A 26,753-nucleotide genomic window follows, 5' to 3' on the forward strand; every position below is an offset into this window, starting at 1 on the left:
GCTTCCGCTGCCAGCTGTCAGTAGGTTTCTTCCTGCTTTCTCATTGCCTCTTACTGCTTGCTGCCCATTACAGCTTATGGCCGATCCGTTTCCGTTCATCGCTCAGCAGGATATAGAGCACTTTGCCTTTGACCTGATACGCATGTACCAGGCCGAAAATCCTGCTGTCCACGCTGTTGCTCCGATTGTCGCCAAGCACGAAGAAGCTGCCCTCCGGAATCCGCTGCGGTACCGTGGTCAAATGCTGCCGGTAATCTTTCACCACCGCATAGCTTTCCGCGAGCGGCTGGCCGTTCAGGATGACGCTGTCGTCATCGAATGCAATCGTATCCCCGCCCATGGCCACGATGCGCTGCACGTTCTCCCGTCCATCCCGATCGAAGACGATGATATCTCCGTTCCCGTAGGAGCTTGCCCGCGCATCCACCATGATTTGCTCGCCCGAGCGAATCGTCTCCTCCATGGAGGGACCTTCGAGCACGTAATTCTTCATTCCGAGCAGCGGCTTCACGGATACGAGCTGCGTGGCCGCAAGCAGTACGAGAATCGAAGCTGCATATACGTACCACCGGTTATAACTGCGAAGTAGGATGGATTTGAGCCGAACGGCGCTGACGGCGGCATCGGCGAGTGCGTACAGTTCAGTCAGCAGTACGATTGCCAGCGCTGCCGGGATCGCCCAAAACGACGGCTTGAATGAAATCATGATCACGGCCGGGACGATGAGAATGAAGCCCAGCATTAGGAGCGCCTTTCTCCACTGGCCATTGTATAACTGCCCCAGTCCGGGCAAGAGCAAAGAAAGAAGTACAGCCGGCAGGACACGACGTCTCTTCTGATTCATAGGTTCTCGTTCACTGCTTTCCTCCAGGGTGGAACAACCTTCCAAAGTATAGCACCCTGGGGGCAAGCCCGTCACTAGCTCCGGCGATGATCGCGTAATCAAATCGCCATTCATTCATGAAAGCATGAACCATTGCAAACAAATAACGCCCTCCGGCCGAAGCCGAAGGGCGTACATGTACATGCATGATGCGGAATCTTAAATGCCAGGAATCGAATTCCGTTTATGCGCGGTCTTGAGATACTGCTTCTCCAGCTTCTCGCGGGACTCGTCGCTGATTACCTTGCCTTCGAGGTAGGAACTGTTCTCGTCGTACGTGATGCCGAGCTCGTCCTCGTCGGTCTGGCCATCCCACAGTCCTGCGGTCGGCGCTTTCGTGACGACGGCGCCCGGAACGCCAAGCGCTGCCGCCACGAGGCGGACTTGACGCTTGTTCAAGGTGCTGAGCGGCGTAATGTCGACCGCTCCGTCGCCCCACTTGGTATAGAAACCGGTAATCGCTTCGGAGGCATGATCCGTACCGACAACGAGCAGGTTCAGTTCGAACGCGAGCGCGTATTGCGTGACCATGCGGGTCCGCGCTTTGACGTTGCCCTTGCCGCCCCGGCTGATATGCTTGGAGATGCCGATCGACTTGAGGCTGTGCTCGACTTCCAGCGCGATTTCATCAACCGCTTCCTGGATGTTCGTCTCGACGCGGTACTTCAGGTTGAACGCTTCCGCCGTCGCGTAGCTGTCGGCAATATCGGACTGCTCGCCGTAAGGCTGGAACACGCCCAAGGTCATGTATTCCTTGCCGGTTTCTTCGCTCAGCTCGTCGGTCGCTTGTTTGCACAAACCCGTTGCGACCGCGCTGTCGATACCGCCGCTGATTGCGATCAGCAAGCCGGACGTACCGGATTTGCGTACGTATTCTTTCAAGAAATCCACCCGTTTGCGAATCTCCTGCTGCGGATCGATCTCGGGCTTAACGCCAAGCTCTTGAATGATCTGTTCCTGCAAGCTCATGCCATCACCTCTTATTAGCAGTGCCGCTCGAAAGCAGAAGTCAAATCTGCTGCGATGTCGGCGGCCGAACGGTTCTCGATTTGGTGGCGCTCGATGAAATGAACGAGTTCTCCGTCTTTGAGCAGCGCGATGGAAGGCGAAGACGGCGGGTATGGAGCGAAATATTCGCGTGCTTTCGCAGTCGCTTCTTTATCTTGACCTGCGAATACCGTGTACAATTGGTCAGGCAGCTTCTCGCCTTGCAGCGCTTGGGCAACGCCCGGACGGCATTGGCCTGCGGCACAGCCGCAAACGGAGTTAATAACGACAAGCGTCGTTCCTTGCGCGTTCGGCAGCTTTTCCTCTACCGCTTCAGGCGTGCGCAGCTCCTCGATTCCCAGACGTGTCAGGTCGTCGCGCATCGGCTGGACCATATCAAGCATGTATCGTTCGAAAGACATCGACATATGTGATCGCTCCTTATGATTTCATTTTCTTTCTATTATACGCCGCGACTTATATGAAAGCAAAGAAAAAGCAATCAAGGTGAAACGAGTGTCATGCCGTCCTTATGGCGGCGCAATGAGTTTCATTCCGGAGAAAAATAAAAATGGGTATAAGTTTCCACTCATACCCATTCTTATTTTTCGGGCCTGCGCCCGATTGCTCTGCTGCTTCACTGCGAATCGTCCTCGGATACGCCTTCGTTCATCGCTTCGAACGCCGCATTATGTTCGGGATGCGTGAAGATGCCGCCCTGCGGCCCGATGCCCTGCTCGAAATAATCCCGGTTCTCGCCGGTCAGAAATCCGACGTCCTTGAACGGATGCACCCATTCGCTGCCCGCCATGATCGCAGGATCGGTCTCCGCCGTCCAGTTGCTGAGCGGCGAGTTTGGCGATTCGTACATATGATCGCCAATAACGACGCCGCTGCTGTTCACGAATGGCGCTCTCGGACCGCGTCCGCTGCGAAATTGGGGCAGGAAATTGATTTCGTACGGATCCAGCTCCGGATCATCGCCGCCGGCGCTAGGCCCTTTCGACTGCTGTTCGTTATCCTCGTTCATTCCCGTTCTCTCCTTCCTTAGATGGAAGGGCGATTAGGGCCGTCTAATTTCTTATCGTAGCCTTCCGATTCAGGAGCCTTGGAGCCCTGCTTCTTCTTGCTCTCTGCCGCGTCCTGTTCGGAAGCGCTGCGCGATTGCGAATTGTTTGCCACTGCTGGCACCCCCTTCCAGAGGGTAGTATGCGCGCAGCGATTACCGCTTATCCGTCCGTATGTACCGGTTATTCACCGCAAATCATTATGTATTCAGTCCCGGCTCCGTGCAGCGGCCGCTTCGTAGGCGTTGCGGTTGCGGTCGAAGCGGACGACGAACGTCGTGCCGGTACCTTCTTTGGATTCCACCTGGATCACGCCGCCATGACGTTCCATGATGCTGAGGCAGAGCGGAAGACCAAGCCCCGTGCCATGGGACTTCGTTGTGTAGAACGGCTCGAACAGATGCTCCAGCTTTTCCTTCGGGATGCCGCTTCCGGTATCCGTGACGCGCAGCTCCACGTAATTCTCGAATGTGGCCGTTTCCAAAGACAGGATGCCATGCTGATCCATCGCTTCCATCCCGTTGCGGGAAAGGTTCAGGATAAGCTGCTTCATCTCTTTCTCGTTCAGCATCAGCATGGGTATGTAGTCCGCCAGCTTCAGCTCCAGCGACTGGCCGCGCATATTGGCATCGGCCCAGAGCAGCGGCAAGATTTCGTTGATGATATCATGCAGCGAGCGGCTGTTTTTCTCGATGACCCGGTTCTGTGCCAGCGACAAGAAGTCGTTGATGATGCAGTTCGCCCGGTCCAGCTCTTCGATGACGATCCGGTAATACTCCTTCTGATTGTCGGGACTGCGCTCGCCCATCAGCTGCACGAATCCCCGGATAACCGCCAGCGGGTTGCGGATCTCGTGCGTAATGCTCGCTGCCATCTGTCCGACAAGACTGAGCCTCTCCATGCGTCCGAGCTCGTCGCGCAGCCGGCTCAGCTCCGTCATATCGTGGGCGATCAGCGCCGCGCCGATGATTTCATTATTCGCCATATCGCGTACGCAAATGCCGGAGTTGAGATAGATTTTCCCCTGGTCCTGCACGTATTCCGTCGTGACTTTATGACCGTTCAAAGCTTGATGGATCAGACGCCCCATGACATCCTTCTCGATATGGTCGTACATGATCGTGAACGGCTGTCCGAGCAGCTCGTCGCGCGTCTTGCCGCCTACTTTGTCCTTCAACAGATGGATCGCCATCTCGTTAATATGCGTAATGGTGCCCGTTTGGTCGACGAAGATGACGCCGAGCGGCGTTTCTTCTATGAATTGCTGCAGCTTCTGCACCTCGATGCGGAACTTGTCCGACACTTTGACCAACCGGTGATGCACTTGCCGAAACCGGATGAAATGCTCCGCGCAGGCAATGCCGATGCTCACGATGACCAAATAGGACAATTGGTGAGCGATAATCGTTATGTAATCCGATGTCTGCAAATCGGGATGCCGGACATCGTAGAACCGAATGAAAGCGCATAACCGAATCAACAGTACAAGCGCCGTCAAACCGAGCGCCACGGTATACTTCGTTCTGGTATTCTTCCGGAAAAAGTCGTGATTGTACAGCGAGATAATAGGAATGACGAACAGCAGCGTCCCCGCCATCTCGATCCATCCCCAGCTGCCGTCCATCATGAGCCATTGGGCCATCGCGTAGATGACCGCAAGCCCCATGGTTACCACCGGACCGCCGTATAAAGAACCGATAATCAGCTGCGCGTACAAGTAGCCCAGGTCAAACCCTTGTACATCGATGCAAACCGCAAGGCCTAACATCACGCAAGCGCCGCAAGTCGTTATGAGGAAGTAAGGAACTCTCTTGAGGGGTTTCGAGTAGTCGTACCAGAATTGAAAGATAAAGACTGGGAATAAAGCTAGAAGAAATTGCAGGAGAATAAGCTTCCACACAAAAATGAGTCCCACCCTTCAGAAGAAACCCAGTTAATGTATATCGGTATCAAGTACTTAATCCGATTAAATCATAGGTCTACTCTTTTTACAATGTAATTCCTGTCAAATTGATCCACACTCGCTTCAGGTAGATATTTCCAAATACCGGCATCGAAAAGCCGATGCGCGAGTAGACGCCTATGAATCTGGATAGTATGATAGTAACGGCATTATTCAGGCTAACAGATTGATAATCGAGGGGTACATCGTGATCTATGACGTCATTATAATAGGAGGCGGTTCCGCGGGTCTCATGGCCGGAATCGCAGCCAGCAAGAACGGAGCGAGAACGCTCCTGCTGGACAAAGGCGACAAATTAGGGCGCAAGCTGGGCATTTCCGGCGGCGGCCGCTGCAACGTGACGAACAACAAGGACATGGACGAGCTGATCAAGCATATCCCGGGTAACGGACGGTTCCTCTACAGCGCGTTAACGAGCTTCGGCAACAAGGATATCATCGCTTTCTTCGAAGGACTCGGCATCGCCTTGAAAGAAGAGGACAACGGGCGGATGTTTCCGGTCACCGACAACGCCAAGACGGTCGTGAACGCACTCGTTCACCAGGTCCGGAAGCAAGGCGTGGATATCCGGGTCAACGCCCCGGTCAGCCATATCGATTTCGACCACGCCAGCGAACGGGTTCGCGCGGTGACGCTGAAATCCGGCGAGACGATCGCCTGTAGAAGTGTCGTCGTTGCCACCGGCGGCAAGTCCGTTCCTCATACGGGTTCGACCGGGGATGGCTATCCATGGGCGGAGCGAGCCGGCCATTCCATTACGGAGCTGTTCCCGACGGAAGTGCCGATTACGTCGGGCGAGCCTTTCATCCAGAGCAAGGAGCTGCAGGGGCTGTCGCTCCGCGATGTCAGCTTGTCCGTCTGGAACGCCAAAGGAAAACGCGTAACGGAGCATCGCGGCGACATGATCTTCACTCACTTCGGCGTATCCGGCCCCATCGCGCTCCGGTGCAGCCAGTTCGTCGTCAAAGAATTGAAGAAAGGCGACGCCCGCAACGCCCTGCTTACGATCGATCTGCTGCCGGATCAAACGGCTGACGAAGTTTATGCGGAGACGCTGCGGCTTGCTCAGACTGAATCGAAGAAAGCGGTCAAGAATACGCTCAAGAGTTATTTGCCGGAGCGCATGATACCTTTATTATTGAAGGAAGCCGGATTGGACGAGCAGCTGACGTACGATAATATCCCGAAGCAAGCCTGGCTTGCTTTCGCGAAGCTGATCAAGTCGTTTCCACTGCGGGCTTACGGGACGCTGAAGCTGGAGGACGCTTTCGTAACCGGAGGCGGCGTGAATCTGAAGGAAATCGATCCGAAGACGATGCAATCGAAGCTGATGGGCGGCTTGTATTTCTGCGGCGAAGTGCTGGACATTCACGGGTACACCGGGGGTTATAACATTACGGCGGCATTCTCGACCGGCTATTCGGCCGGCAGCCATGCGGCGCTTAAGGAATGAACATAATGAGAAGGCTGACCATGCGGAGCACCGCCGGTCAGCCTTCTTTGCTTGCGCTTGCGCTTGCGCTTCAGCTATGCACGTCGCCGGAGAAGTAGCCGTACGATCCATCGTCCGGCATGAACTCGTTCTCCCCCGGGGCATCGTCGTCGTAATTAACGAGACCCTCCGCCGTTTCTTCCTGCGAAATCCAGTCCTCGTTCACGACATGTGCGGGAATCGTAATATTTTCCATGCGGTACGCTTCGTTCGTCAGCTCGATATCCGGAATGGAGGATTCCACGGCCAGCTGGCCGCCGTGCGACTGCGCGATCTCCAATGCCGACGTGAGGTCATCGCCGCGCATATGGATATGAACGTCGTTCCCTTGCTGAATCACGGGATCGTAGCCGAGCTCTTCGAACGTTCCGCTTGCGAGCGACGCAGTGCGGGAATCAGCGAATTGAAACAACAGTGCAGTATCGTTTTGCATTGCGGGCACACCCTTTTCCGCTAAAATGTTCCATGCCCGATTATCCTGCCCGAATCTCCAGTCCATCATACCGCAGCCAAAAAAAGGTAAAATTTTACGGATCTGACCCCCTTAAACTCTAGCTGAATAAATCCAATATGATATAATAGGGCAACAACTCATGCTGAGGTGCTGCTGATGATGGTGGATCTATTCGCTCAATCTCCGGATGCTGTAATCATCGTTCGATCCGATCAAAACAGTCGTTGCATCTATGCGTGCAATTCCGCCTTCCGTGCGATGTGCGGCTATACCGACGAACAATTGGTCGGACTCGACCTTCGCTCGCTGCCGTTATACGGCGCGAACCCCTTATGGCCGATCATCGATCGGCTGTGCGCTTCCATTACGTCGGTTAATCAGGAAGCCCATGCGGAGACGTATTTTTCATTGCCTCGTTTGGATCCGTTATTCGGCGAGTTATACGCCAAGCGGATGCCCGATTCGGATCAGGCGCTCGTCATGGTGACGATTCGCGACCGGTCGGAGCATAAATGGATCGAGGACCAGGCGTATGAACGCAGCATTATCGTTTCCATGCTGTTGACGAAGGCCGGAACCGTCGTTTCCATGCGCAGCTACCGCGGCCCGATCCAGTACGACCGATTAGAGCTGTCGCGTACGAACAGCGATCAATTCGTCGACGAGCAGGACCGCGCCCGCGTCCGGGACAGACTTCGGGACTTGCAATTCAGCAAGGAAACCGGCGAGTTCAAATTCATTCTGCAGCTGTTCCAAGACCGGTTTCATGTCCATTCCATCGTCAAGCCGTTCTTCAACGGAGACGGCTCATTCCGATGTTACGCCATCATCGTGCTCGCAATGGATGCCGTAGGCGCGCCCGATTCGGAGACGGCGAATTGGCAGATTAACGTTCCTTACGGTTCCGACGATCCTTCCGAATCGGCTTATAAGCTGCGTCTGCTCATGCTGGAGAAACGAATGTCCGTCACTCGGCTTGCCGAGCGTACGAAGATTTCACTGACGACGATCTCCAACATCCGCAATGGCAAAATCAAAAAACCGCATCGGCTGACCGCGCAATTGATCGCCGATCAGCTTGGCGTTTCGCCGCTCGATATTTGGGGGCCTTATAATTAAGCCATTCGACCGTCGCTTCGTTTTAATCTTGGCTGCATATTAATAATACTTATACATACTTATGACCTCCACTTCCGCCGCAGCTGCGCGGATATGGAGGTTTTTTGTGCGCAGCACAAAAAACCGTCCCCCCGGCAAGCGGAGGGACGGTGCAATAGCCAGTACGGCGTCCATGCGCCGAATGATGCCCAATTACTGCTTAATACAACTTACTACTTAACACTTGCTACTAACAATTACAACTTACAACTCTCTACTTACGGTAAGCTTGAAGACCTTCGTTTAATGCCCGCGTCGCCGCGTACACGTCTTGATAGATGCGGAACAGGCCGCTGTAAGCGTCCACCGCCGCCGGGTTCGGCTTATACACGGAAGCGCGTTTCACGAACAGCTCCGCGCATGCTTCCAAGCTGTCGAACCAGCCGCAGCCGTAAGCCGCAAGCATCGCCGCGCCAAGGCCCGGCCCCTGCTCGTTCTCCAAGGAAACGACATTCGCATCGAAGATATCCGCCTGCATCTGCAGCCAGACCGGATTGGATGCGCCGCCCCCGATGGAAATGATCGTATCGACCGTCTTGCCGGCTTCGCGGAACATCGCCACCGACTCGTTCAGCGAGAACGTAATGCCCTCCATAACCGCGCGGGCAAAATGCTTCCGTTCATGCGAGCCGTCGATGCCGATGAAGCTGCCGCGAATGACGGAATCCGCATGCGGCGTCCGTTCGCCGACGATGTACGGCGTGAACAGCAGCCCTTTCGCGCCTGGCTGAACGTCGCCGACGCCTTCCAGCAGCTCGTCGAACGATTCGCCTTTGGCAAAGGTCTGCTTGAACCAGCTAAGGCTGTAGCCTGCGGCAAGCGTAACGCCCATGGCATAGAACGCGTTCTCTTTGCCGTGGTTGAAGAAATGCACTTTGCCGCGGAAATCGTTCGCGCTCGTTTCTTCATACGAGAGAATAACGCCGGACGTGCCGATGCTGCACATCGTCAGTCCTTCCTGCAGAATGCCCGATCCGATCGCGCCGCAAGCATTGTCCGCGCCGCCCGCGAATACTTTCGTATTGGCGTTCAGACCGGCAGCAGCCGCGCGTTCCGGAAGGAGCGTGCCCGTCAGCTCGTGGGATTCCACGAGCGGCGGGGCGAAGGATGCCGGCAGCGATACCGCCTCCAGCACCTCGCTGCTCCACCGTTTGTTCGCCACGTCCAGCAGCAGCGTGCCGGCCGCATCGGAGTAATCCATATGCAGCCCGCCCGTCAGCCGGTAACGGAGGTAATCTTTGGGCAGCAAGAAGGAGACCGCCTTCGCGAAGACTTCGGGCTCGTGCTTGCGCACCCAGAGGATCTTCGGCAGCGTGAAGCCTTCCAAAGCCGGATTGCGCGTAATCGTTAGCAGCAGCTCTTGGCCGAGCAGCGCTTCGATCTCGCGGCATTCCGCGGTCGTCCGCGTATCGTTCCATAGAATCGCGTTGCGAACGGGATTGCCTTCCGCGTCCAGCAGCACGAGACCGTGCATTTGACCCGAGAAGCTGATGCCTTCGATCGCGTCCGCGGAAATGCCGGCATTCGCCGTCAATTCGCGGATCGCTTCGATCGTGCCGTCCACCCAATCGTCCGGACGCTGTTCGCTCCAGCCGGAATGCTCGTGAAACAGCGGATAATCGCGCGATGCTTCGGCAGCGACCGTGCCGCTTCTATCCAGAAGCAGCACTTTCACCGCGCTTGTGCCTAAGTCGACGCCGATGACGTATGACATGAATCAAAGGCCTCCTATACGCTGAAAATAATTTCGTTCAGCTGCAATTTGATACGTTCCAGACGTCCGGACTCGTTCGTGATCGCGTTGTTTTGCAGCGCGTATTGCTCCAGCGATGCCAGCGTTGCGCGGCCGGCAACGATCTCGGCGCCGATGCCTTCTTTGAAGCTGCGGTAGCGGTTGTTTACGAAGCCGTCGATCACGTTCTCTTCGATCAGTTTCGCAGCGGCTTTCAAGCCCCATGCGTACGTATCCATACCGGCGATGTGCGCCAGGAACAAATCTTGGTCCTCGAAGGACGCGCGGCGTACTTTGGCGTCGAAGTTGATGCCGCCCTTGCCGATACCGCCGGCTTTAAGCACTTCGAACATCGTAAGCGTCGTCGATACGATATCCGTAGGGAATTCGTCCGTATCCCAGCCGAGCAGCAGGTCGCCTTGGTTTGCATCGAGCGAGCCAAGCATGCCATTGATGGCAGCTACGCGGATTTCGTGTTCGAACGTATGGCCTGCCAGCGTTGCATGGTTGGCTTCCAGGTTCAACTTGAAGTAGTCTTTCAGATCATATTTCTGCAGGAACGAGATCGTCGTTGCCGCGTCGAAATCGTATTGGTGTTTCGTTGGCTCTTTCGGCTTAGGCTCGATCAGGAATTGCGCGCCGAAACCGATTTCTTTGGAATACGCTACAGCCATGTGGAACAGGCGGGCCAGGTTGTCTAGTTCAAGCGCCATGTCCGTGTTAAGCAGCGTATCGTAGCCTTCGCGGCCGCCCCAGAACACGTAGTTCTCGGCACCAAGGCGTTTGCCCACTTCAAGGCTTTTCTTCAATTGTGCGCCGGCATATGCAAATACGTCAGCGTTGGACGTCGTTCCAGCGCCATGTACGAAGCGCGGGTTGGTGAACATGTTAGCCGTGTTCCACAGCAGCTTCGCGCCGGTGTCTTTCATGCCTTGCTCAAGCAAATCGGCGATCACGTCGAGGTTCTTGTTCGTTTCGGCAAGCGTGCTGCCTTCAGGCGCAACGTCGCGGTCATGGAAGCAATAGTAAGGGACGCCGAGTTTGCTCAGGAATTCGAAATTCGCTTCAACGCGCATTTTCGCTTGATCCATTTCGTTCGCGCTGTCCCAGCCGCGGACTGCCGTACCTACGCCGAACGGATCGGAGCCGGTACCCGTGAATGTATGCCAGTAAGCAACCGCGAAACGCAGGTGCTCTTCCATCGTTTTGCCAAGCACGACTTCTTGCGGGTTATAGTGTTTGAATGCGAGCGGATTGTCGGAGCCTTTGCCTTCGAATGCGATTTTGCCGATGTTTTTGAAGTAAGTCATGAAATAATATCCCTCCAGAAAGGTTTTGGCCGCGAGCTTGAAACGCGTGCCCGGCGATGCGGGCCGTTTGTCCCCGGCAGGTTCGGCTGATTTATGAAAACGTTCTTATGGCTCTATATTAGCATCGCCGGACTTTGTTTGTCTACTAAACAAAGAAAGTTTTTTTTGACAGCTCCCAGCTATAGAATCCTGCTCTGGCACGTGGTACAATCGTACCCATACTATTGAAGGCACCGGAGGAAATGGGAGAATCATGAAGCAAACCGGAGATTTGACGCTCGTCAAAAAAATGAATACCGCCATCGTGCTGGACGCCGTGCTTCGTTACGCGCCGCTGTCACGGGCTCAAATCTCGGAACGTACGGGGCTGAACAAAGCGACGGTGTCGAGCCTCGTGCAGGATCTGATCGACAGTCACCTCGTGGCCGACATCGGTCCCGGCGAATCGAGCGGCGGACGGAAGCCGAATCTGCTGGAATTCCGGTCGCGCTCGGGCTATGCCGTCGGCATCGATCTCGGCGTCAATTATATCCGCGGCATTCTGACGGATCTCGAAGGCAGCGTCGTTGCCGAACGCCGGATCACGCTGCGGACGCAGGACGCGGACAGCGTCATCGCCCAGCTGTTCGACTGCATTGAAGCGCTGCGGAGCGAGATCCCGGCCTGCCCGTACGGCATGGTGGGCATCGGCATCGGCGTGCCCGGGCTCGTTAACGCCGAAGGAACGATTCTGTTCGCGCCGAACCTCTCCTGGCCGGAGGTTCCCCTGCGCGCGCTCGCGGAAGAACGCTTCGGCGTGCCCGTCACGATCGACAACGAAGCGAACGCCGGCGCGCAAGGCGAGCAGCGCTACGGCGCCGGCCGCGGGATCGCGAATCAGATCTACGTCAGCGTCGGCATCGGGATCGGCACGGGGATGATTTTGAACAAGGAGCTGTACAAAGGCGCGGGCGGCTTCTCGGGCGAGCTCGGCCATCTCTCCATTCATGCGGACGGCAAGCCTTGCCGCTGCGGCAATCAAGGCTGCTGGGAGCTGTACGCCTCGGAGAACGCGCTGCTCGAACAGGCGGCCCCGCTCGGTTATCACGACCTCGACAGCCTGCTCGATGCGGCCCGCGGCGGCGAAGCCGAAGTCGTCGCCTTGTTCGCCGGTATCGGGGAAGCGCTCGGCGTCGGCATCGCGAACATCGTGAACGTGTTCAATCCCGACGTGGTCATCGTCGGCAACGTTATGCGCCGCGCCGAAGCGTGGATCGGCGACGCCATGCAGCGCACCGTCGCCCGGCGGGCGCTGAAGCATCACCGCGGCAAGCTGAGCGTGCTATTCGCGGAGCAGGGCGAGAAATCCGCCGTGCGCGGAGCAGCGTATTATGCGATATCCGCCTTTCTGGCGAAAATGAAAGGAAGCGGCGTCTGAGGACGCCGCTTCTTCTTTGTTATAAACCAGCCATTACAAAACCAGCCATTTACACCGCAGTAAACCCGCCGTCTACGAGCAGCGTCGTTCCCGTAATGAACGATGCGTCGTCGCTGGCCAGGAACAAGACGGCTTTCGCAACTTCCTCCGGACGGCCGAGCCTGCCCATCGGATGAAGGCCGATCAGATGCTGCGTGACGGCTTCGGGCAGGTTGCCGATCAGCGGCGTATCGATGTAGCCCGGGCAGATCGCGTTCACGCGAATGCCTTTGGCCGCGTAATCCGCGCCCATCGTCTGGGTCAGCAGCTTGACGCCGCCTTTGGCTGCCGCGTAGGCCGTAACGCCCGCTTTGCCGACATGGCTGTGAATGGAACCGCAGTTGACGATCGTGCCGCCGCCGTTTTGCGTCAGCATTTGCTTGATCGCGTACTTATCGCAGAGGAAGACGCCTGTCAGATTGATGTCGATCGTACGCTGCCACGCGTCCGCTTCCAGCTTGTCGGCAGGGGCGTCCTTCGCGATTCCCGCGTTCGCGAACAAAATATCCAAACGGCCGTATTTGCTCACCGTTTCGTCCACCATATGGATGACCTGCTCTTCTTTCGTCACGTCGGTCTTGACGTATATGGTATCGAAGCCTTCCGCGTTCAGCTTATCCGAAACCGCCTGCCCCTGATCGGAGTAATCGGCAATGACCGCCTTCGCGCCTTCCTGCGCGAATAACCGGACCGTGACTTCGCCGATACCGCTGGCTCCGCCCGTGACAATGACAACTTTGGATTGGAATCTCATCTGTTTCCCGCTTCCTTTCGGCGCCTGCGCAATTGTAAGGTGTCAACGACACCGTCGGACTCCAGTATTCTTTCGCGCTTTTACCGAAAATATGAAAAAAACCGATGTAATCCTTCTCTTTAATGCATATCAATCATTAGGTAAAGTTGGTACAGCGACTAGGCGGCGAGCCTTGCGCGTCATGAACCCAGCAAACCTATTCTGCATGCATCGGGGGCCATTCGGAATGATGTTCGGCGTACTCGGGATTTCCGGTCTTTCCTTCTTGCTTGTCGCAGCGTTCACGCCCTTGCTCATATGGGGGCTGCGCAGTCTGAAGCTCACGCAGCCCATTCGCTCCGAGCTGCCTCCCGACCATCAAGCCAAGCGGGGGACGCCGCTGATGGCCGGGCTTATTTTGCTTATCGGCGTGGTTACGTCTCTGCGATTCCACCTTGCCCCGCTCATGGTGTTTCTGTGCGCAGCGTTTCTCTTATTCAGTTCGATCGGCTTCATGGATGATTTCAAGAAAGCATCGCAGCAGGACCCCGCAGGCATTTCCGGACGGACGAAGCTTCTATTCCAATTTGCAATGACGGGCATTCTGCTCTTCGCGTTGTTCCGTTCGTTCCATCTAACGAGCGATATCGCGTTGTTCCATGGATTTCAGCTGCATCTGCCCGTTGCCGTCTACATCCTGATCATGCTGCTGTTCGTCGTGGGATCGGCGAATGCGATTAATTTCACCGATGGCCTGGACGGGCTGTTGATCAACGTTGCCATGCCGACTTACTTCTTCTTCTTTCTCATCTCGGACAAGCCTGAAGTGCAGACCTTCTCCCTCGTCATGATCGGCTGTCTGCTCGGATTGTTTCTCTATAATATCTATCCCGCCCGGGCGTTCATGGGAGATACGGGGTCGCTGGCGATTGGCGGATCGCTCTCGATCTTGGCGGTCATCGAGAAGGTGGAAATCTTGATCCCCATCCTGTTCTCCGTCTATCTGGCCGAACAATGCTCGGTCATCCTGCAAGTCTGGTACTATAAACGGACCAAATTGCGCCTATTCAGAATGGCTCCGATTCATTATCATTTCAGCCTGAAGCATGGCTGGAGCGAGAACAAGATCGTCATGGTATTCGGGTTCGTTTCGTGGGCGTCCGTGCTGGTCTGTTGGCTGATTTGGAAATTCGCCCTTGCTCGTTAGGGACAAGCCCGGCGAAAAGTTAAAAAAAAGCGCTGCCGCATCGGCAACGCTTTTCTTATTGTTACAGCCTCATCCACACGCTCATTTCGCCCGGCGCGCGATTCCCCCATAGATAATAAGGGATCGCCTTGAACCGGGCAGCCCTCTTCTTCTCCTGGTCAAGCGGCCGATAAGGCAGTCCGTCCTCCCATGCGGTATCGTCCGCTACCCGAGCGTCGCCCTCTACGACAACGCAGCCGCCCAGCAGATCAGCATCCGCATAGCTCCTCAGATTCGGTTCCGCGGCCATGGAAAGCGAAGCCAGCGGAGCGCCATTATCCGCTTGTTCCACGCAGTAAACGAAGGGACCGCGCTGGATGGCCGCCTTGCCTGCATCGGCCCGGATTTGCGGATGGGCGGCGACGAGCTTCGTCTCCATCGGGAGCAGCCATTCCACGCGATCCCCGTCCGCCCACCGGCGTTCCGCTTTCGCATAGCCTTTCTCCACGCGATACTCCCGTTCCTCGCCGTTCACATTCAGCACCGGACGTCCGTCCTGGAACCATGCCGGAATACGCAGTCCAAGCTCGAACGCGGCACCTTCCCGAGCTTCCGGCAGCGACACCGTGAACTCGACCCGGCCATCCCAAGGGAGCGCCGAATGCTGGCGCAGCGCGACTGTGCCGCAGGCAAGCTCGAACGAGGCTTCGCTTCCGATATACAGATGCGCGTAGACGGTCTTACCGTCATCCGACACGTCATAGATGTAATCGTTCAACGAGCTGAGCAGGCGGGCAACGTTCGGAGGACAGCAGGAACAGCCGAACCACTTCTGTCTCACCGGCTTCACATGGCGCCGGTCGGGATTGTGGATGCTCGCATCCGGCCATACTTCGAGCGGATTGACATAGAAGAAATGCTTGCCGTCCGTGGACATGCTGCCAAGTACATTGTTGTACAACGCCCGTTCCATGACATCCGCGTATTCGCTCTTGGCTTCCAATCGGAGCATCCGCCGCGCCCAGAAGATCAAGCCGATCGAGGCGCAGGTTTCCGCGTAGACGGTATCGTTAGGCAGATCGTAATCGAACGTGAAAGCCTCGCCGAGATGCGTCGCGCCGATGCCTCCCGTAATATACATTTGCTTGCCGGTCGTATTCGCCCACAATCGCTCGCAGGCTTCGCGCAGCTTGTCGTCGCCGGTCAATCGCGCGAGATCGGCCATCGCCGTGTACATATAGACGGCCCGAACGGAGTGACCGACCGCGACCGACTGCTCCCGTACGGGAAGATGGCTTTGATACACCTCCAGATTAGGCGTGCCTTGCGACCAGATCCCCGTCCGGCCGCGGCGTTCCCATTCCCCGATGAAATAGTTCGGCTTGCTCCCGCGCTCATCGATGAAATACCGGCTTAGCGCCAAATATCGTTCTTCTCCCGTGACTCCGTGCAGCTTGACCAGCGCCAATTCAATCTCCTGATGCCCGCAATAGGCCCGAATTTGACCAGCCTCGGTGCCGAAGGTCCGTTCGATGAGATCCGCGAACCGGCAGGCGATATCGAGCAGGCTGCGTTTGCCCGTCGCCTCGCAATAGGCAACGGCAGCTTCGATCAGATGTCCCGCGCAATACAGTTCATGGGCTTCGTATAAATTCGTCCACTGCTTACCCGGTTCTTGAATCGTAAAATACGTGTTCAAATAACCGTTGTCATGCTGCGCTTGGCCGATTAAAGCGATGGCCTCATCCGCGACCTTCTCGAGTTCAGGGTCCGGATGGCGGCGAAGCGAATAAGCAACGGCCTCCAGCCATTTGTACAGATCGCTGTCCTGAAAGATCCAGCCGCCGAACTCGCCTTCTTCCAGTCCTGCCGCAATCCGGAAATTCCGGATCGCATAGCTGGGCTCCGCGTCCGCGATCCGATCGTTGAGCGCTTCCCACTGATAGGGAATGACCGTACTGCGGACAAGCTCCGAGTATCGGTTCCAGAATTCGTCCTGAATATGAATTTTACTGGTTTGCATATGCATACACCTCGAAAATGATAATATTTGACTCTTCATATAGTCGAGTATATGCTTTTTCTATAAGCTGGACTAGAAACGGAATGAGCTTTTTTCTATACAAAATCACACAGGAAAGCAGGGGAATTAGGTGACGATCGAAACCTGCGTGGAATTGAAAACGCCGCCGCTTCCCTATTACTGGGAATCCGGCCGTACGGTCTTCCAGGCGTCGGACCGTCATCCGAATCGCAGACAATTCGGCCTCTTCGATCTGCTCTTCGTCGCGAGCGGCGGGCTTCACATCGGGGAGAATGGCGAGGAATGGTCGCTTGGCGAAGGAGATACGCTGCTGCTGCTGCCGGAAGGAGAGCATTACGCGGTCAAACCATGCGAGCGTGAAACGGTCTTCTACTGGGTGCATTTCGAGCATAGCGCCTGGCAGCAAGGTCCTCCGGCACCCCTAGTGGACCTGCCCGAGCCGCAATCGCCGTTCGATCATCCGAAGTCGATTCGCATTCCTAAGCATGCCTCGCTGCCGAACCCCATGCTGGCATTCGAACTGCTGCAGCGGCTGATCGAGCTGCCCGTAGGCGACTGTTTCTGGGAGAAACAGCATCTGCTGACGCGGCTGCTCGCCATGCTGGAAGATGTAAGCTCTGCCGTCGCAGCGAATTCCCCGCCGGCCCGGCTTGCCGAGAAAGCCGCCGCTTATCTGCAGCAGCACTACCGGGAGGACATGACGAACGAGAAGCTGGCCGAGGCGCTCCACTTCCATCCGAATTACGTGGTTCGCTGCATGAAAATGAAATACGGCATGACGCCGGTCCATTATTTGCTCCAATTCCGAATGGAACGGGCGAAGCAGCTCCTCGTCTCGACGGAGTGGTCCATCGATCGCATCGCCGAAGAAGTGGGATTCCGCTATTCGCCGTACTTCTCCGCCTGTTTCAAACGCAGCATCGGCATAACGCCGCTCCGGTATCGCAAGCAATATCTCGTCTAGCTTGAACAGCGCGAACAGCGCGCGAAGAGGAGCCTTCGACTCGAGGCTCCTTTTTCGATGACGCGAAGCTTCTCTTTCGAAGACTCGCTTCTCCTCGACTCTCCTTCATCTTCGCTTTGCTTCGTTTCCGTGAAGGATTTCGATCCTCGATACGGCCAAACCGCTATCGAAATACGGGGAATCCAAGTAAATGTCGACCTCGTCCATGACGGACCCATGCGCAATCCGTCCATGAATCTTCACGCTATAGCCTCCGTGTCCATCCGCTCGAATGCCATCCACCTCGTAGGACGCGGATTGGACCGCTCCGAACTTCCCGCTCACCGCTTGGTCGATTCTCGAGTGGAGCTCGAATAACAGAACTTCATTCACTAGCTTCATGTTCGAGAGCGGTTCAACGTAAAGGTCATGCGGGGATTCGGCGGCGGGCTCCGCATGCCCCAGTCCGGAATCGGCACAGGCGAGCATCGCCGCAAGAACCATTAGGGTCAAAATCCGATGCGGCTTCAACGTTCGGCAGTGCTCCTCTCGAATCAGTTCTATATAGTGTTTCAGTAATTTGCCGGAGTATTCCAATAAGCCGCAAGTTCACCGTTCACTGCTCACTGCTCACTGCTCACTGCTCACTGCTCACTGCGCACGACCGTTAACGCAAGGAAGGCCGCTGAACCCCCCGGGTCAGCAGCCTTCCGATTGTTTATTCGAACACCGTTTACAGCGATGCCCCGCGTACGACTACGCTTTATAACCGATACGCTCTCCTTGATAGAAGCCATCCTGAAACGCAAAGCGAATTTCCAATTGCCCTGCGGAGTTCGCAGGCGAAAACCACAACGGCAGTACGGCATAGAGCGTTCCCTGACGGACTTCGTACTGAATGACCTGGCCGTATGCCGGACGATCGTACCACCATTGCGCTCCGTTGCTTTCGAAATCCTCGGCCGGGATTCCGTGCGGAATCAGCCGATCCGCGTGATCGATTTGGATATGGGCACCCTCAGCCGTCACTTTTCCCGGCACGACATGTTTTAACGCATAGGTCTGCCAGTCTTCTAATGGAATTTCCGAGAACGTCTCACTGTCGAATATATGCGCTTCTTCCAATTTGGTCCCTGTCCCGTAGCCGGTGGTCAGAATAACCAGCAGTTCATTCTTGCCGTCCTTGTTCAAGTCTTCCAGCATGATCCGCGGGGCGTAGGAGGGATTGCCGACGTTGTACCAGAACGGGAATTTTCGTGCCATGTTCCCGAACGTCATTCTCATTCCCCAATAGTCTCCATTGACCTTCGTTCCCCATAGGACAGCTTTCTGATTTCCTTTCGAATATTGCGTCAACCGATCTTCTTTATCCGTAATGGATACCTCCGACGTTCGACCATTCCATTGCACGTCCTTGCCAAGCGATTCCGCCGCCGAGCGGATAGGAATCATCACGCTTCCGTTGTCCAGGACAGGACCCTTGCCGGTTTTCGCCTCTGCCCCGTTCACGATCAGACGAATATGACGTTCGGCTATTACCGTGGTGGTCGTCCCCACAAGAACCGCTGCGCTCAGTATCAACACAACCGCTAACTTCTTCCGCCTCACAGTAACACTCCCTACTTTCGTTTCATTGCGTTGTTGACTCGCACATTCACCGTAACGAACCCAGCAAGCGTTATTTGGCGGTTTTAGCGCCCATTTGAGTTCTAACGAACCGAGGAAAGCTTAATCAAGCGTAATCCATAGGAAATCGAGCAAAATGGCTGGGTCTGAACGGAATAGCGCGTGGACGATTCGTTAGAATTTCAACAGGCCGAAAAAACCAACAATAAGGGCTGTACGGTTCGTTAAATTATGAGGCCGGCGGGCTCGCACGTTCTTGGCGGCAGCTCCGTGTGTTTGCTCTTGGCGCACGGTCTTGGCGTAGCTCTTTGTGTTTGCTCTTGGCACACGATCTTGGCGTAGCTCTGTGTGTTCGCTCTTGCCGCATGTTCTTGGCGTTACCTCTTTTGCTATTTCCAGCGCTCGCACTTTCCCAGTAACGAGCGCCCATTTTCAAGAAAACAGCGCAGCGCCCCGCACATCATCTATGCGCCGACGGCGTCGCTCCGCTTCTCGCCTTTCTTGGCGATGGCCAGCGTGCCGGTTTCTTTATCCACTTCGCCGAACCCGTAATGCTTGTAGCCCGTCTGCGTGAACGCCCCCGCGGCATCGACGACGCCGTATTCCGTCCAGCCCGTCTCGCCGAAAATGCCGCTGTTGTAATACACGTAATCGCCGCTCGGCTTCGGCGCAGTCCCTACGCTTTCGGTCCAGCTCCGCTTCATGAAGCTGCGCAGCCGATCCTCCTTGTTCCCGGACAATCGGCCCTCCCACGTCACGACCGCCTTAGCATCCTTGATTTCAACCAGTTCCGCTAGATCCCCTTCGATCTGAATGAAGCGAAGCGCTTCTCCCTCGCGGAACAGTACCGTCATGCCGTCTGCCTCTCCCACGTTGCGTGCGACCATCGGTTTAATCGCATACTGCGGATCATAACCGAGGCTGACCGCATTGATGCGCGCTTCCGCGAGGTCTCCGTTGTACAGCGTATCGATCTTCTGCTTGCCGAGCGTCGATGCGATGAAGACCGCATTGTCGTGCCAATCGGCGGCATACCCGAACTGGGTAGCCAGAAAACGCAGCGGCACGTAGGCGCGGCCGCCGTGCAGCTTCATCGGCGAGTCCAGCCGATCCGTCGCTTGGCTTACGCCTCCGGGCTGCTCGCGGTAGACGACGGCAACGCCGCTGAAAGCCGTGAAGCGGACGGTTACGTTCCATTTGCGAACGGTTGCCGTATTCGTCTTGGCATCCCATTGCACGTTCGCGCCGAACGCTTCCGTGACCGCGCGCAGCGGCACGAGCACCCGCCCATGATCGACGAGCGGCGCCGCGTCCGCTTGAACCGTTTTCCCCATGACGTCGATTCGAATCGCCGGCGATGCCGCATCCGCGTATGTCCGGCCAGCTCCCGGCGAAACGAAGAACGCCCCTGCCATGACGGACGCCGCCACCATGACGGCCGTAAATTTCTTATTCATCTTTCCCACGCTCCTAGTAACTTCGATTTCGATCGGCAGTCCCGATGCTAGATTACACCCTAAGACGACGGCGGCCCGAAAATGGTTGCTTCACGCCCCGATTTAATAAAAGTTTAAGAATTTCGCTACGCTCTTCTTAAGTTCTTCTGATTATGCTTAGCAGCAAGATCGAAATAGAAAGGACAAGATTGCGATGTTCCAGCACAGACGATTCAACTACTTCATCATTAGCATCCTGCTGGCTCTCTATCTATTCGCGGTCATCAAGATCATCGTGTTCAAATTCGGCTCGATGGATGTATCGTATCTCTACCGCCAGCTGATGCAAACCCTTCATCATACCGATTATCTGCGCGAGAAAATTCATTCGGGCAACCTGAAGCCGTTCCATGAAATCCACAGGGCGCTGCGCGTTCGCTCGCTCTACGAGCTGATCTGCCTGCTCGGCAATGTGGCGATCTTCATGCCGCTCGGCTCGTTCGTCGGCCTATTGTCCGGGAAAGGCGGCTGGCCGATCTTCCGCACGCTGCTCGCTTCCTTCGTATTCAGCTTGATGCTCGAAAGCGCGGAAGCCGTATTTGAAATCGGTATTTTCGACGTCGACGATCTCCTGCTGAACACGGCCGGCGGCTTGCTGGGCGTTATCGTATTTCGCTTGTACGCCGCTTTCTGGGACGCCAGCCACGCCGGCAGCCCATCCAAGCCGAACATGGCGCCCACCCAAGCACAGGCGGGACACACGACAGCAATTCTGAGCGGAAAGGGATAATGCGATCATGAACCTGAATGCAAACGAACGATTCTCCACTTATTACAAAGAACATAGCAAGCGCGTCTATGCGTGCGTCTATAAGATATTGCGGGATCCTTTTCTGGCGCAGGACGCCGTGCAAGAAACATTCATGAAGATCTTCCGCAAGTTCGGCATGCTGAAAGCCGGAGAGGTGCTGGACGGGCGGCTGTACACGATTGCCAAGAACACGGCGATCGACCTGTACCGGAAGCGGAAAGGAAGCCGCGAAGCTTTCTACGAACGCATGGACCTGCTGTCCGATGCTTACGACGGCGGAATCGGGCGCGAGTTCGAACAGTCGGATGCCTACGAAGCGCTGGAGCAATTGGAGCCCGAACAGCGCCAATCGCTGCTGCTCCTGTACGAGCATGGATTGACGTATCAACAGCTTGCCTCGCTTCAGCATAAATCCATAGGCACCGTGAAAACGCAAATTCACCGCAGCAAAAAAAAGCTGCAGAAGCTTCACGCCATAAGGCTGACGTGAGAAAGGGCCGCGAACCCGTTCAAGCTCAACGCGAATACGGCCGCTGTACCCAACAACGAACACAGCATCCGCGCTTCCGGCTGTATACCGGATAACGGATGCTGTGTTTTGTTCGCCTTGCAGGCGTCTATGGGTTTATTCCAAGTTCGCGTGATTCTTGAACATGGCCGCGCCCTGCAGCGCTTGGCGATCCATAAGGTTCAATACGATCGTATCGAGCAGAAGCAATAGCGCTTGTTCGAACAAGGTGCCCATCGGCTGGCTGGTTACGGCCGCACCGGGCGCGCTTTCCTTGGTCGCGGCAGGAATGATCAAGCTGCAGGCAGCCAGCTTGCCCAGCGTCGACTCCGGAACGATGGTCACCGCGGCGACCGCCGCGCCGATGCTCTGGGCCTTGCTCGCCATGGCAGCAAGCGTCTTGGTCTCGCCCGAGCCTGAGCCGATGAGCAGCAGATCGCCTTCGGCAATGCCCGGCGTCACGGTCTCGCCTACCACGTAGGCGCGGAATCCCATTTGCATGAGACGCATCGCGAACGCCCGCATCATTAATCCGGATCTCCCCGCTCCCGCAACGAAGATGCTCGCCGCATTCGCAATCTGCGCGGTCAAGGCCTCGATTTCGCCTGGCTCGACGGCTTGAAGCGTCCGCTCCAGCTCTTGAATGACGGCCGATGCCGCGGTCAGTGGATGTGAAGGCATCGCGTTACCCTTGCTTGATCAGCTGCTGCATCTGAGCGGCTACCGCTTCCTTGTTCTCGGAGCCGGTAATGCCGCCGCCGACGATAACCAGATCCGGCTGCGCGCTGATGACTTCAGGCAGCGTTTGCAGCTTGATGCCGCCGGCGATCGCCGTTTTCGCATGTTTCACGACGCGCTTGATCGTTGCCAAATCCTCGAACGAGTTTTTGCCTGCGGCTTGATGGTCATAGCCGGAATGGACGCAGATATAGTCGACGCCAAGGCTGTCGATTTCTTGCGCGCGGCCCGCGATGTCCTTCACGTTGATCATGTCGACCATGATTTTCCGGTTCTGCTTGCGCGCTTCGTCCACGGCGCCCTTGATCGTGGCATCGTCGGAAACGCCGAGCACCGTAATGATATCCGCACCGGCTTCGGAAGCTTTCATGACCTCGTAACCGCCGGCATCCATGATTTTCAAGTCGGCGAGCACTTTCAGCGACGGGAACTCGTCCTTGATTTCTTTGACGGCGCGCAGTCCTTCGTTAATGACGACAGGCGTCCCGATTTCCACGATATCTATATAGGCCGCTACTTCTTTCACCAGTTGTTTTGCCTCGGGGATGTTAACCAAATCCAATGCCAATTGCAGTTCCATAATAAGACTCTCTCCTTTAGATGCCGTTGTCGTTTGTCGTTGTCGGCGATGAGTTCATATTAGGACGATACCGAGAAATACGGAAGTACGCACTTTCAAGTAAGTCCGTATCCTGCAGGAAACTGTACCACGCGCAAAAGCAGACCCCGCGCGGGATCTGCTCGATTGGAATGCGATGATGTTCGTGAAATTCATTTTATAAACTCGTACTATTTACCGACCGGTTGGAACGGTATCGCCGCCATGGGTTGGGAGACTCTGCCCAGCACCTGCTCGCCGTAATCCTTGCCCCAGTCGTACATCAGCCTGAGAATCGGAACAAGGCTTTCGCCATGGGAGGTCAGCTTGTATTCGACCTTCGGCGGGACGACGGGATAGACCGTCCGTTCGACCAATCGGTCTTCTTCCAGCTCGCGAAGCTGGTTGGTCAATATTTTCTGCGTAATATGGGGGATGAGCTTCTGGAGCTCGCTGAAACGTTTCGTTCCCTCGATGCCGAGATGCCAGAGAATGATAAGCTTCCACTTGCCGCCGATAAGCGCCAGCGTCAGCTCTTTCTCGCAGTTGATTTGATCGATCTCGATGCGGGAACGGATATCTTTTGCCATAGTCGAACACCTCCGTTGCTAGTGTGTCCCAATAGAGTAACGGATTGAGGTGCGTCTGTCTAGTTGCGGGAAGACGACTGGACGGCGAATTGCGGCAGCAGGTCGAGATGCAGCTCGATCATCCGGTCGAAAGCAGCATGCGCCGCCGCCTTGTCCGTAATGGCGGGGTCGAAGTCGATCGTGCGGTGGGCGAGCTTACGGTCGCCCTTCACGGCCGCTTCCGCCACCATTTCGTGCACCTCCGAGAGGATCGCGCACAGGCTGCTCACGCCTTCCGGAAGCGCCGGAACCGCCACGCCGACCGGAACTCCCCCTTGAATGGAGAGCGGCACCTCGACGATGCGTCCTTCCGGAATGCCCTGCAGGCAGCCGCGGTTCGGCACGTTGACGATGTCGATCTCGCGGTCGCTTCCTTCGTGCAGCGCCAGCGCGACGTCGAGCGGATGCTCCCAGCTCTTATGCTCGAACATGCCCCGCCAGTCGGCTTGTCCGGCGCCGATGTCCTGCAGCATTTGCATCCATGCCCTTCGAGTCGACTCGTCGCCGTGATACGGCGGAACATCGGCGTAGCGGACGTCCGCCTGCACGGGCAGATACTCCGCGTGGTGATGCACGCTGCCTGCAGCGATGCCGCCGTATTCCAGCAGCCAGCGACGCATGATCTTGAGCTCAATCTGCGCGTGTTCAGGCTGGCCGGACCAGTCTCCATCCAGCACGTATTGGCGGATGGCCGGCATCAGATCCTCGCCCGTCGCTTTGTCCTTCATTTCGAGCAGCCAGGCAAAATGGTTCAAGCCCGCCGTCACGATCTCCACGTCCGCCCCCGTGCGGCCAAGCAGCTGCGGCAGGAACGTATAGCCGTTTTCTCCCAAATGCGCGATATTGCAGAAACCCATTCCTTGAATGGAGCTGAAACGCTCGACCGCCGTCACGACGCGCGGCATCGGGTTGGTCACATCGAGGAGACGGGCGTTCGGGCATAGCCGCTCCATATCCCGGCAAATGTCCATGATGAGCGTGATCGAACGGAATGCGTTCAGCATGCCGCCGAGGCCGCCGCATTCGCGAGCCTGATCGGCAAGGCCGAAATTCTTCAATACTTCGTAATCCATCGCCCAGCGTTTGGCGCCTTGCGGCGACGCCGAAACGATGACGTAGTCCGCGCCGGGGAGCGCTTCCGCGCGGTCGGCGGTATAGGAGATCGCGATCGGAACGTTCAGCTCCGCGCTCACCCTTCTTGCTGCTTCGGCCATCGCGCGGACAGCCTCCAGGTTCAAGTCGACCAGCACGATTTCCGAATCCGCAAGCTTATGTTTGACGATGGCATCCTCTAATACCGTAGGGGCGAATACGTAACTGCCCGCTCCGATCAAAACGATTTTCATCCGAGTCATTCCCTTCGAGTGGCATGCTGCACAACAATACTCTCAGTATAGGGTTCTTCGTTCGCGGATTGAATAACGAAAGGCCGTCATTTGCCGGACGCAAAATGCACCAAATGGGACAGATGCAGCAAGAAGAACGAGACCGTATCGGCTCGTCCGGACTTGTGCCGGCATCGCGATGTACGCTAGAATGCTAGGCAGAAGATCACGACAGACGCAGCATCCCGCGCAGGCTCGCCACGCCGCCGGGCAAGCGGGGAGACGATGATGATGGACCGGCAAAGAAAGAACTCCGAGCGGATGTTCCCGACGATCAAATCCGAGCTGTACGTGTACGGCGCCTGCGCAGGCGAAGCTTACCCGCCTTGGCGATGCCAGCGACATCTGCATCATATGATGTTCGAGCTCAATCTCGTGCTGGAAGGCAGCCAAACCGTCATCGTCGGCAACCGCGAATACAAGCAGCGGAGCGGCGAACTGCTGCTCATTCCGCCCATGCAGCCGCACGAGGCATACGTCGACGACCCGGCCGGCATGCGCTATTTCGTCATGCACGTTCAACTCGACGACCCGGCTTTTCTCCAGCTGCTGCACGACTCGGGAAAGGTTTATTTCGCCGGGGACGAGGAAGTCAACCTGCTGCTCATGCCCGAGCTTGAATCGATCATGGGCTTGCTGTCCGATGGCTCTTCGCGCATCTCCGTCTTTCATAAGCTGTACGGCATGCTGGATAAGCTTGAGAAGCATCTGCTCCGGGAGCGCGAACGGCAGCCGGTTTCCCCGGCCAATACACTCGCTTTGCGCATTGCCCAGAGCATCGAGCGGATGGTCACTACGCCGAAGGACGATATTTCCGCCTGGCCGGCGGATTGGCTGGAGGAGATTTCGCGCAAGCTGAACAGCACGCGCAAGCATAGCTACCGCGTCTTCCAGCGGCAGTACGGGATGTCGCCCCGCGAGTATATGACGATCTTGCGCCAGCAGGAAGCCATGCAGCTGCTGCTCGGCGGCAGCGATACCGTCGAACGAATTGCGCTTCGGGTCGGCTACGACAACCCCCAAAGCTTCATACGGCAATTCGCCAAGTGGACAGGCGCGACACCGGGCGAATTTCGCCGTAACCGCCGGAGCCAGGAGGATATCTATTATTTGATCCCGCTCGAGGTGCAGTCCATGAATCCTACTTAAGCGGCATGCAGCAAGCTCGGAGAACGCGGGCCGACAGCGTTTTTGCTTTGCGGTAGGCATCCGCTGTGACTCGGACACCGCCCCGGGCATACGCTTACTACAGCTAGGCATTCTCTGCACCTAAGGAGTGATTCATCATGTTCATGCCTAATCCAATGACTAATCCGATGACGCAGCAGCAAGGCGGCATGCAGCTGCAGCAGAAAGCGATGTATCTCGTCGGCAGCCCTGTCGGCATTTCCCTGCGCAACGGTCAAGGCGTATCCGGCAAGCTGTGCAGCGTGCAGAATGGCGAGGTTTACGTGCTGCAGTATATGTACGCCTCCCAATTCGCCACCTTTCACTATCCGTTCAATCAGATCAACGACATCTATCCGTATCCGAATTGCTGAAAACCGATCCATCCGGCTCAGCGCAAAGGGAGACCTCGCGGCCTCCCTCTCTCGTCTGCATGGTCGTGAATGC

Annotated in this window: 27 protein-coding genes; 9 read left to right on the forward strand and 18 right to left on the reverse strand. The window is 56.4% G+C overall.

What is annotated here, in order from left to right:
* Positions 1 to 67: 67 nt before the first annotated feature.
* The 6 genes from lepB to GZH47_RS09055 form a co-directional block, all read right to left on the reverse strand.
* Positions 68 to 742 (reverse strand): signal peptidase I, encoded by a 675-nt coding sequence (gene lepB / locus GZH47_RS09035; protein WP_162639790.1) that lies wholly within the window; start codon positions 740 to 742, stop codon positions 68 to 70.
* 300 nt (positions 743 to 1,042) lie between these two features.
* Entirely contained in the window at positions 1,043 to 1,852 is an 810-nt protein-coding gene (nadE, locus tag GZH47_RS09040; protein ID WP_162639791.1) for an ammonia-dependent NAD(+) synthetase, read from the reverse strand.
* Between the two features lie 14 nt (positions 1,853 to 1,866).
* Positions 1,867 to 2,298: a BrxA/BrxB family bacilliredoxin gene (locus tag GZH47_RS09045; protein ID WP_162639792.1), complete on the reverse strand. Its 432-nt coding sequence runs from the start codon at positions 2,296 to 2,298 to the stop codon at positions 1,867 to 1,869.
* Positions 2,299 to 2,507: 209 nt separating this feature from the next.
* Positions 2,508 to 2,900 (reverse strand): DUF3905 domain-containing protein, encoded by a 393-nt coding sequence (locus tag GZH47_RS09050; protein WP_162639793.1) that lies wholly within the window; start codon positions 2,898 to 2,900, stop codon positions 2,508 to 2,510.
* A gap of 17 nt (positions 2,901 to 2,917) precedes the next feature.
* The gene (locus GZH47_RS34365; RefSeq protein WP_263866912.1) at positions 2,918 to 3,052 is read right to left on the reverse strand and encodes a hypothetical protein; all 135 of its coding nucleotides are present in this window, start codon (positions 3,050 to 3,052) and stop codon (positions 2,918 to 2,920) included.
* Positions 3,053 to 3,145: 93 nt separating this feature from the next.
* The gene (locus GZH47_RS09055; RefSeq protein WP_162639794.1) at positions 3,146 to 4,705 is read right to left on the reverse strand and encodes an ATP-binding protein; all 1,560 of its coding nucleotides are present in this window, start codon (positions 4,703 to 4,705) and stop codon (positions 3,146 to 3,148) included.
* A gap of 382 nt (positions 4,706 to 5,087) precedes the next feature.
* Here GZH47_RS09055 and GZH47_RS09060 point away from each other — a divergent pair, with 382 nt between their 5' ends.
* Entirely contained in the window at positions 5,088 to 6,353 is a 1,266-nt protein-coding gene (locus tag GZH47_RS09060) for a BaiN/RdsA family NAD(P)/FAD-dependent oxidoreductase (RefSeq protein WP_162639795.1), read from the forward strand.
* Between the two features lie 70 nt (positions 6,354 to 6,423).
* Here the strand turns inward: GZH47_RS09060 and GZH47_RS09065 are convergent, their stop codons facing one another.
* Positions 6,424 to 6,825, reverse strand: a complete 402-nt coding sequence (locus tag GZH47_RS09065; RefSeq protein WP_162639796.1) for a hypothetical protein — start codon at positions 6,823 to 6,825, stop codon at positions 6,424 to 6,426.
* A 177-nt stretch (positions 6,826 to 7,002) separates the two neighbouring features.
* Here GZH47_RS09065 and GZH47_RS09070 point away from each other — a divergent pair, with 177 nt between their 5' ends.
* Positions 7,003 to 7,965, forward strand: coding sequence for a helix-turn-helix domain-containing protein (locus tag GZH47_RS09070; protein ID WP_162639797.1), 963 nt, complete (start codon positions 7,003 to 7,005; stop codon positions 7,963 to 7,965).
* A 253-nt stretch (positions 7,966 to 8,218) separates the two neighbouring features.
* Here GZH47_RS09070 and xylB read toward each other — a convergent pair whose 3' ends face one another.
* Entirely contained in the window at positions 8,219 to 9,718 is a 1,500-nt protein-coding gene (gene xylB / locus GZH47_RS09075; RefSeq protein WP_162639798.1) for a xylulokinase, read from the reverse strand.
* 14 nt (positions 9,719 to 9,732) lie between these two features.
* Positions 9,733 to 11,046, reverse strand: coding sequence for a xylose isomerase (xylA, locus tag GZH47_RS09080; RefSeq protein ID WP_162639799.1), 1,314 nt, complete (start codon positions 11,044 to 11,046; stop codon positions 9,733 to 9,735).
* Positions 11,047 to 11,299: 253 nt separating this feature from the next.
* Between xylA and GZH47_RS09085 the strand changes: the two genes are divergently transcribed.
* Entirely contained in the window at positions 11,300 to 12,463 is a 1,164-nt protein-coding gene (locus GZH47_RS09085; RefSeq protein WP_192043597.1) for an ROK family transcriptional regulator, read from the forward strand.
* 49 nt (positions 12,464 to 12,512) lie between these two features.
* Here GZH47_RS09085 and GZH47_RS09090 read toward each other — a convergent pair whose 3' ends face one another.
* Entirely contained in the window at positions 12,513 to 13,256 is a 744-nt protein-coding gene (locus GZH47_RS09090) for an SDR family NAD(P)-dependent oxidoreductase (protein WP_162639800.1), read from the reverse strand.
* Between the two features lie 226 nt (positions 13,257 to 13,482).
* Here GZH47_RS09090 and mraY point away from each other — a divergent pair, with 226 nt between their 5' ends.
* Positions 13,483 to 14,442: a phospho-N-acetylmuramoyl-pentapeptide-transferase gene (gene mraY / locus GZH47_RS09095; protein ID WP_192043598.1), complete on the forward strand. Its 960-nt coding sequence runs from the start codon at positions 13,483 to 13,485 to the stop codon at positions 14,440 to 14,442.
* Between the two features lie 61 nt (positions 14,443 to 14,503).
* Here the strand turns inward: mraY and GZH47_RS09100 are convergent, their stop codons facing one another.
* Positions 14,504 to 16,444 carry a glycoside hydrolase family 127 protein gene (locus GZH47_RS09100; protein ID WP_162639801.1) on the reverse strand — a complete coding sequence of 647 codons (1,941 nt, stop codon included), beginning with the start codon at positions 16,442 to 16,444 and terminating at the stop codon, positions 14,504 to 14,506.
* Positions 16,445 to 16,574: 130 nt separating this feature from the next.
* Here GZH47_RS09100 and GZH47_RS09105 point away from each other — a divergent pair, with 130 nt between their 5' ends.
* Positions 16,575 to 17,429, forward strand: a complete 855-nt coding sequence (locus GZH47_RS09105; protein ID WP_162639802.1) for a helix-turn-helix domain-containing protein — start codon at positions 16,575 to 16,577, stop codon at positions 17,427 to 17,429.
* A gap of 105 nt (positions 17,430 to 17,534) precedes the next feature.
* Here GZH47_RS09105 and GZH47_RS09110 read toward each other — a convergent pair whose 3' ends face one another.
* The 3 genes from GZH47_RS09110 to GZH47_RS09120 form a co-directional block, all read right to left on the reverse strand.
* Complete coding sequence (locus GZH47_RS09110; protein WP_162639803.1) at positions 17,535 to 17,939, reverse strand: hypothetical protein; 405 nt, start codon at positions 17,937 to 17,939, stop codon at positions 17,535 to 17,537.
* 225 nt (positions 17,940 to 18,164) lie between these two features.
* On the reverse strand, positions 18,165 to 18,992 hold the full coding sequence (locus GZH47_RS09115; protein WP_162639804.1) for a stalk domain-containing protein: 828 nt from the start codon (positions 18,990 to 18,992) through the stop codon (positions 18,165 to 18,167).
* A gap of 506 nt (positions 18,993 to 19,498) precedes the next feature.
* Positions 19,499 to 20,491, reverse strand: coding sequence for a stalk domain-containing protein (locus tag GZH47_RS09120; RefSeq protein ID WP_162639805.1), 993 nt, complete (start codon positions 20,489 to 20,491; stop codon positions 19,499 to 19,501).
* Between the two features lie 193 nt (positions 20,492 to 20,684).
* Here GZH47_RS09120 and GZH47_RS09125 point away from each other — a divergent pair, with 193 nt between their 5' ends.
* A complete protein-coding gene (locus GZH47_RS09125; protein WP_162639806.1) occupies positions 20,685 to 21,260 on the forward strand; it encodes a VanZ family protein in 576 nt (191 codons plus the stop codon).
* A gap of 7 nt (positions 21,261 to 21,267) precedes the next feature.
* Positions 21,268 to 21,771 carry an RNA polymerase sigma factor gene (locus tag GZH47_RS09130; RefSeq protein WP_162639807.1) on the forward strand — a complete coding sequence of 168 codons (504 nt, stop codon included), beginning with the start codon at positions 21,268 to 21,270 and terminating at the stop codon, positions 21,769 to 21,771.
* Between the two features lie 135 nt (positions 21,772 to 21,906).
* On the opposite strand, the gene hxlB is transcribed toward GZH47_RS09130, so the two are convergent.
* The 4 genes from hxlB to GZH47_RS09150 all read right to left on the reverse strand — a co-directional run bounded on the left by hxlB (position 21,907) and on the right by GZH47_RS09150 (position 25,100).
* Positions 21,907 to 22,470: a 6-phospho-3-hexuloisomerase gene (hxlB, locus tag GZH47_RS09135; RefSeq protein WP_162639808.1), complete on the reverse strand. Its 564-nt coding sequence runs from the start codon at positions 22,468 to 22,470 to the stop codon at positions 21,907 to 21,909.
* 4 nt (positions 22,471 to 22,474) lie between these two features.
* On the reverse strand, positions 22,475 to 23,107 hold the full coding sequence (gene hxlA, locus GZH47_RS09140) for a 3-hexulose-6-phosphate synthase (protein WP_162639809.1): 633 nt from the start codon (positions 23,105 to 23,107) through the stop codon (positions 22,475 to 22,477).
* Between the two features lie 209 nt (positions 23,108 to 23,316).
* A complete protein-coding gene (locus tag GZH47_RS09145; protein WP_162639810.1) occupies positions 23,317 to 23,715 on the reverse strand; it encodes a winged helix-turn-helix transcriptional regulator in 399 nt (132 codons plus the stop codon).
* A gap of 59 nt (positions 23,716 to 23,774) precedes the next feature.
* Entirely contained in the window at positions 23,775 to 25,100 is a 1,326-nt protein-coding gene (locus GZH47_RS09150) for a family 4 glycosyl hydrolase (protein WP_162639811.1), read from the reverse strand.
* Between the two features lie 270 nt (positions 25,101 to 25,370).
* Between GZH47_RS09150 and GZH47_RS09155 the strand changes: the two genes are divergently transcribed.
* Entirely contained in the window at positions 25,371 to 26,288 is a 918-nt protein-coding gene (locus tag GZH47_RS09155; protein ID WP_162639812.1) for a helix-turn-helix domain-containing protein, read from the forward strand.
* A gap of 188 nt (positions 26,289 to 26,476) precedes the next feature.
* The gene (locus GZH47_RS09160) at positions 26,477 to 26,680 is read left to right on the forward strand and encodes a hypothetical protein (RefSeq protein ID WP_162645148.1); all 204 of its coding nucleotides are present in this window, start codon (positions 26,477 to 26,479) and stop codon (positions 26,678 to 26,680) included.
* The last annotated feature ends 73 nt before the right edge of the window (positions 26,681 to 26,753 follow it).

Origin of the sequence: Paenibacillus rhizovicinus, assembly GCF_010365285.1 — a bacterium.
In the GTDB taxonomy this organism is placed as follows: domain Bacteria; phylum Bacillota; class Bacilli; order Paenibacillales; family Paenibacillaceae; genus Paenibacillus_Z; species Paenibacillus_Z rhizovicinus.

What these genes read in the sequence shown, in the direction of transcription:
- lepB (WP_162639790.1), bottom strand. Translation starts at nt 742, where the DNA reads ATGCTGGGCTTCATTCTCATCGTCCCGGCCGTGATCATGATTTCATTC.
- nadE (WP_162639791.1), bottom strand. Translation starts at nt 1,852, where the DNA reads ATGAGCTTGCAGGAACAGATCATTCAAGAGCTTGGCGTTAAGCCCGAG.
- GZH47_RS09045 (WP_162639792.1), bottom strand. Translation starts at nt 2,298, where the DNA reads ATGTCGATGTCTTTCGAACGATACATGCTTGATATGGTCCAGCCGATG.
- GZH47_RS09050 (WP_162639793.1), bottom strand. Translation starts at nt 2,900, where the DNA reads ATGAACGAGGATAACGAACAGCAGTCGAAAGGGCCTAGCGCCGGCGGC.
- GZH47_RS09055 (WP_162639794.1), bottom strand. Translation starts at nt 4,705, where the DNA reads ATGTTAGGCCTTGCGGTTTGCATCGATGTACAAGGGTTTGACCTGGGC.
- GZH47_RS09065 (WP_162639796.1), bottom strand. Translation starts at nt 6,825, where the DNA reads ATGCAAAACGATACTGCACTGTTGTTTCAATTCGCTGATTCCCGCACT.
- GZH47_RS09070 (WP_162639797.1), top strand. Translation starts at nt 7,003, where the DNA reads ATGATGGTGGATCTATTCGCTCAATCTCCGGATGCTGTAATCATCGTT.
- xylB (WP_162639798.1), bottom strand. Translation starts at nt 9,718, where the DNA reads ATGTCATACGTCATCGGCGTCGACTTAGGCACAAGCGCGGTGAAAGTG.
- xylA (WP_162639799.1), bottom strand. Translation starts at nt 11,046, where the DNA reads ATGACTTACTTCAAAAACATCGGCAAAATCGCATTCGAAGGCAAAGGC.
- GZH47_RS09085 (WP_192043597.1), top strand. Translation starts at nt 11,300, where the DNA reads ATGAAGCAAACCGGAGATTTGACGCTCGTCAAAAAAATGAATACCGCC.
- GZH47_RS09090 (WP_162639800.1), bottom strand. Translation starts at nt 13,256, where the DNA reads ATGAGATTCCAATCCAAAGTTGTCATTGTCACGGGCGGAGCCAGCGGT.
- mraY (WP_192043598.1), top strand. Translation starts at nt 13,483, where the DNA reads ATGATGTTCGGCGTACTCGGGATTTCCGGTCTTTCCTTCTTGCTTGTC.
- GZH47_RS09100 (WP_162639801.1), bottom strand. Translation starts at nt 16,444, where the DNA reads ATGCAAACCAGTAAAATTCATATTCAGGACGAATTCTGGAACCGATAC.
- GZH47_RS09120 (WP_162639805.1), bottom strand. Translation starts at nt 20,491, where the DNA reads ATGAATAAGAAATTTACGGCCGTCATGGTGGCGGCGTCCGTCATGGCA.
- GZH47_RS09125 (WP_162639806.1), top strand. Translation starts at nt 20,685, where the DNA reads ATGTTCCAGCACAGACGATTCAACTACTTCATCATTAGCATCCTGCTG.
- GZH47_RS09130 (WP_162639807.1), top strand. Translation starts at nt 21,268, where the DNA reads ATGAACCTGAATGCAAACGAACGATTCTCCACTTATTACAAAGAACAT.
- hxlB (WP_162639808.1), bottom strand. Translation starts at nt 22,470, where the DNA reads ATGCCTTCACATCCACTGACCGCGGCATCGGCCGTCATTCAAGAGCTG.
- hxlA (WP_162639809.1), bottom strand. Translation starts at nt 23,107, where the DNA reads ATGGAACTGCAATTGGCATTGGATTTGGTTAACATCCCCGAGGCAAAA.
- GZH47_RS09145 (WP_162639810.1), bottom strand. Translation starts at nt 23,715, where the DNA reads ATGGCAAAAGATATCCGTTCCCGCATCGAGATCGATCAAATCAACTGC.
- GZH47_RS09150 (WP_162639811.1), bottom strand. Translation starts at nt 25,100, where the DNA reads ATGAAAATCGTTTTGATCGGAGCGGGCAGTTACGTATTCGCCCCTACG.
- GZH47_RS09155 (WP_162639812.1), top strand. Translation starts at nt 25,371, where the DNA reads ATGGACCGGCAAAGAAAGAACTCCGAGCGGATGTTCCCGACGATCAAA.
- GZH47_RS09160 (WP_162645148.1), top strand. Translation starts at nt 26,477, where the DNA reads ATGCAGCTGCAGCAGAAAGCGATGTATCTCGTCGGCAGCCCTGTCGGC.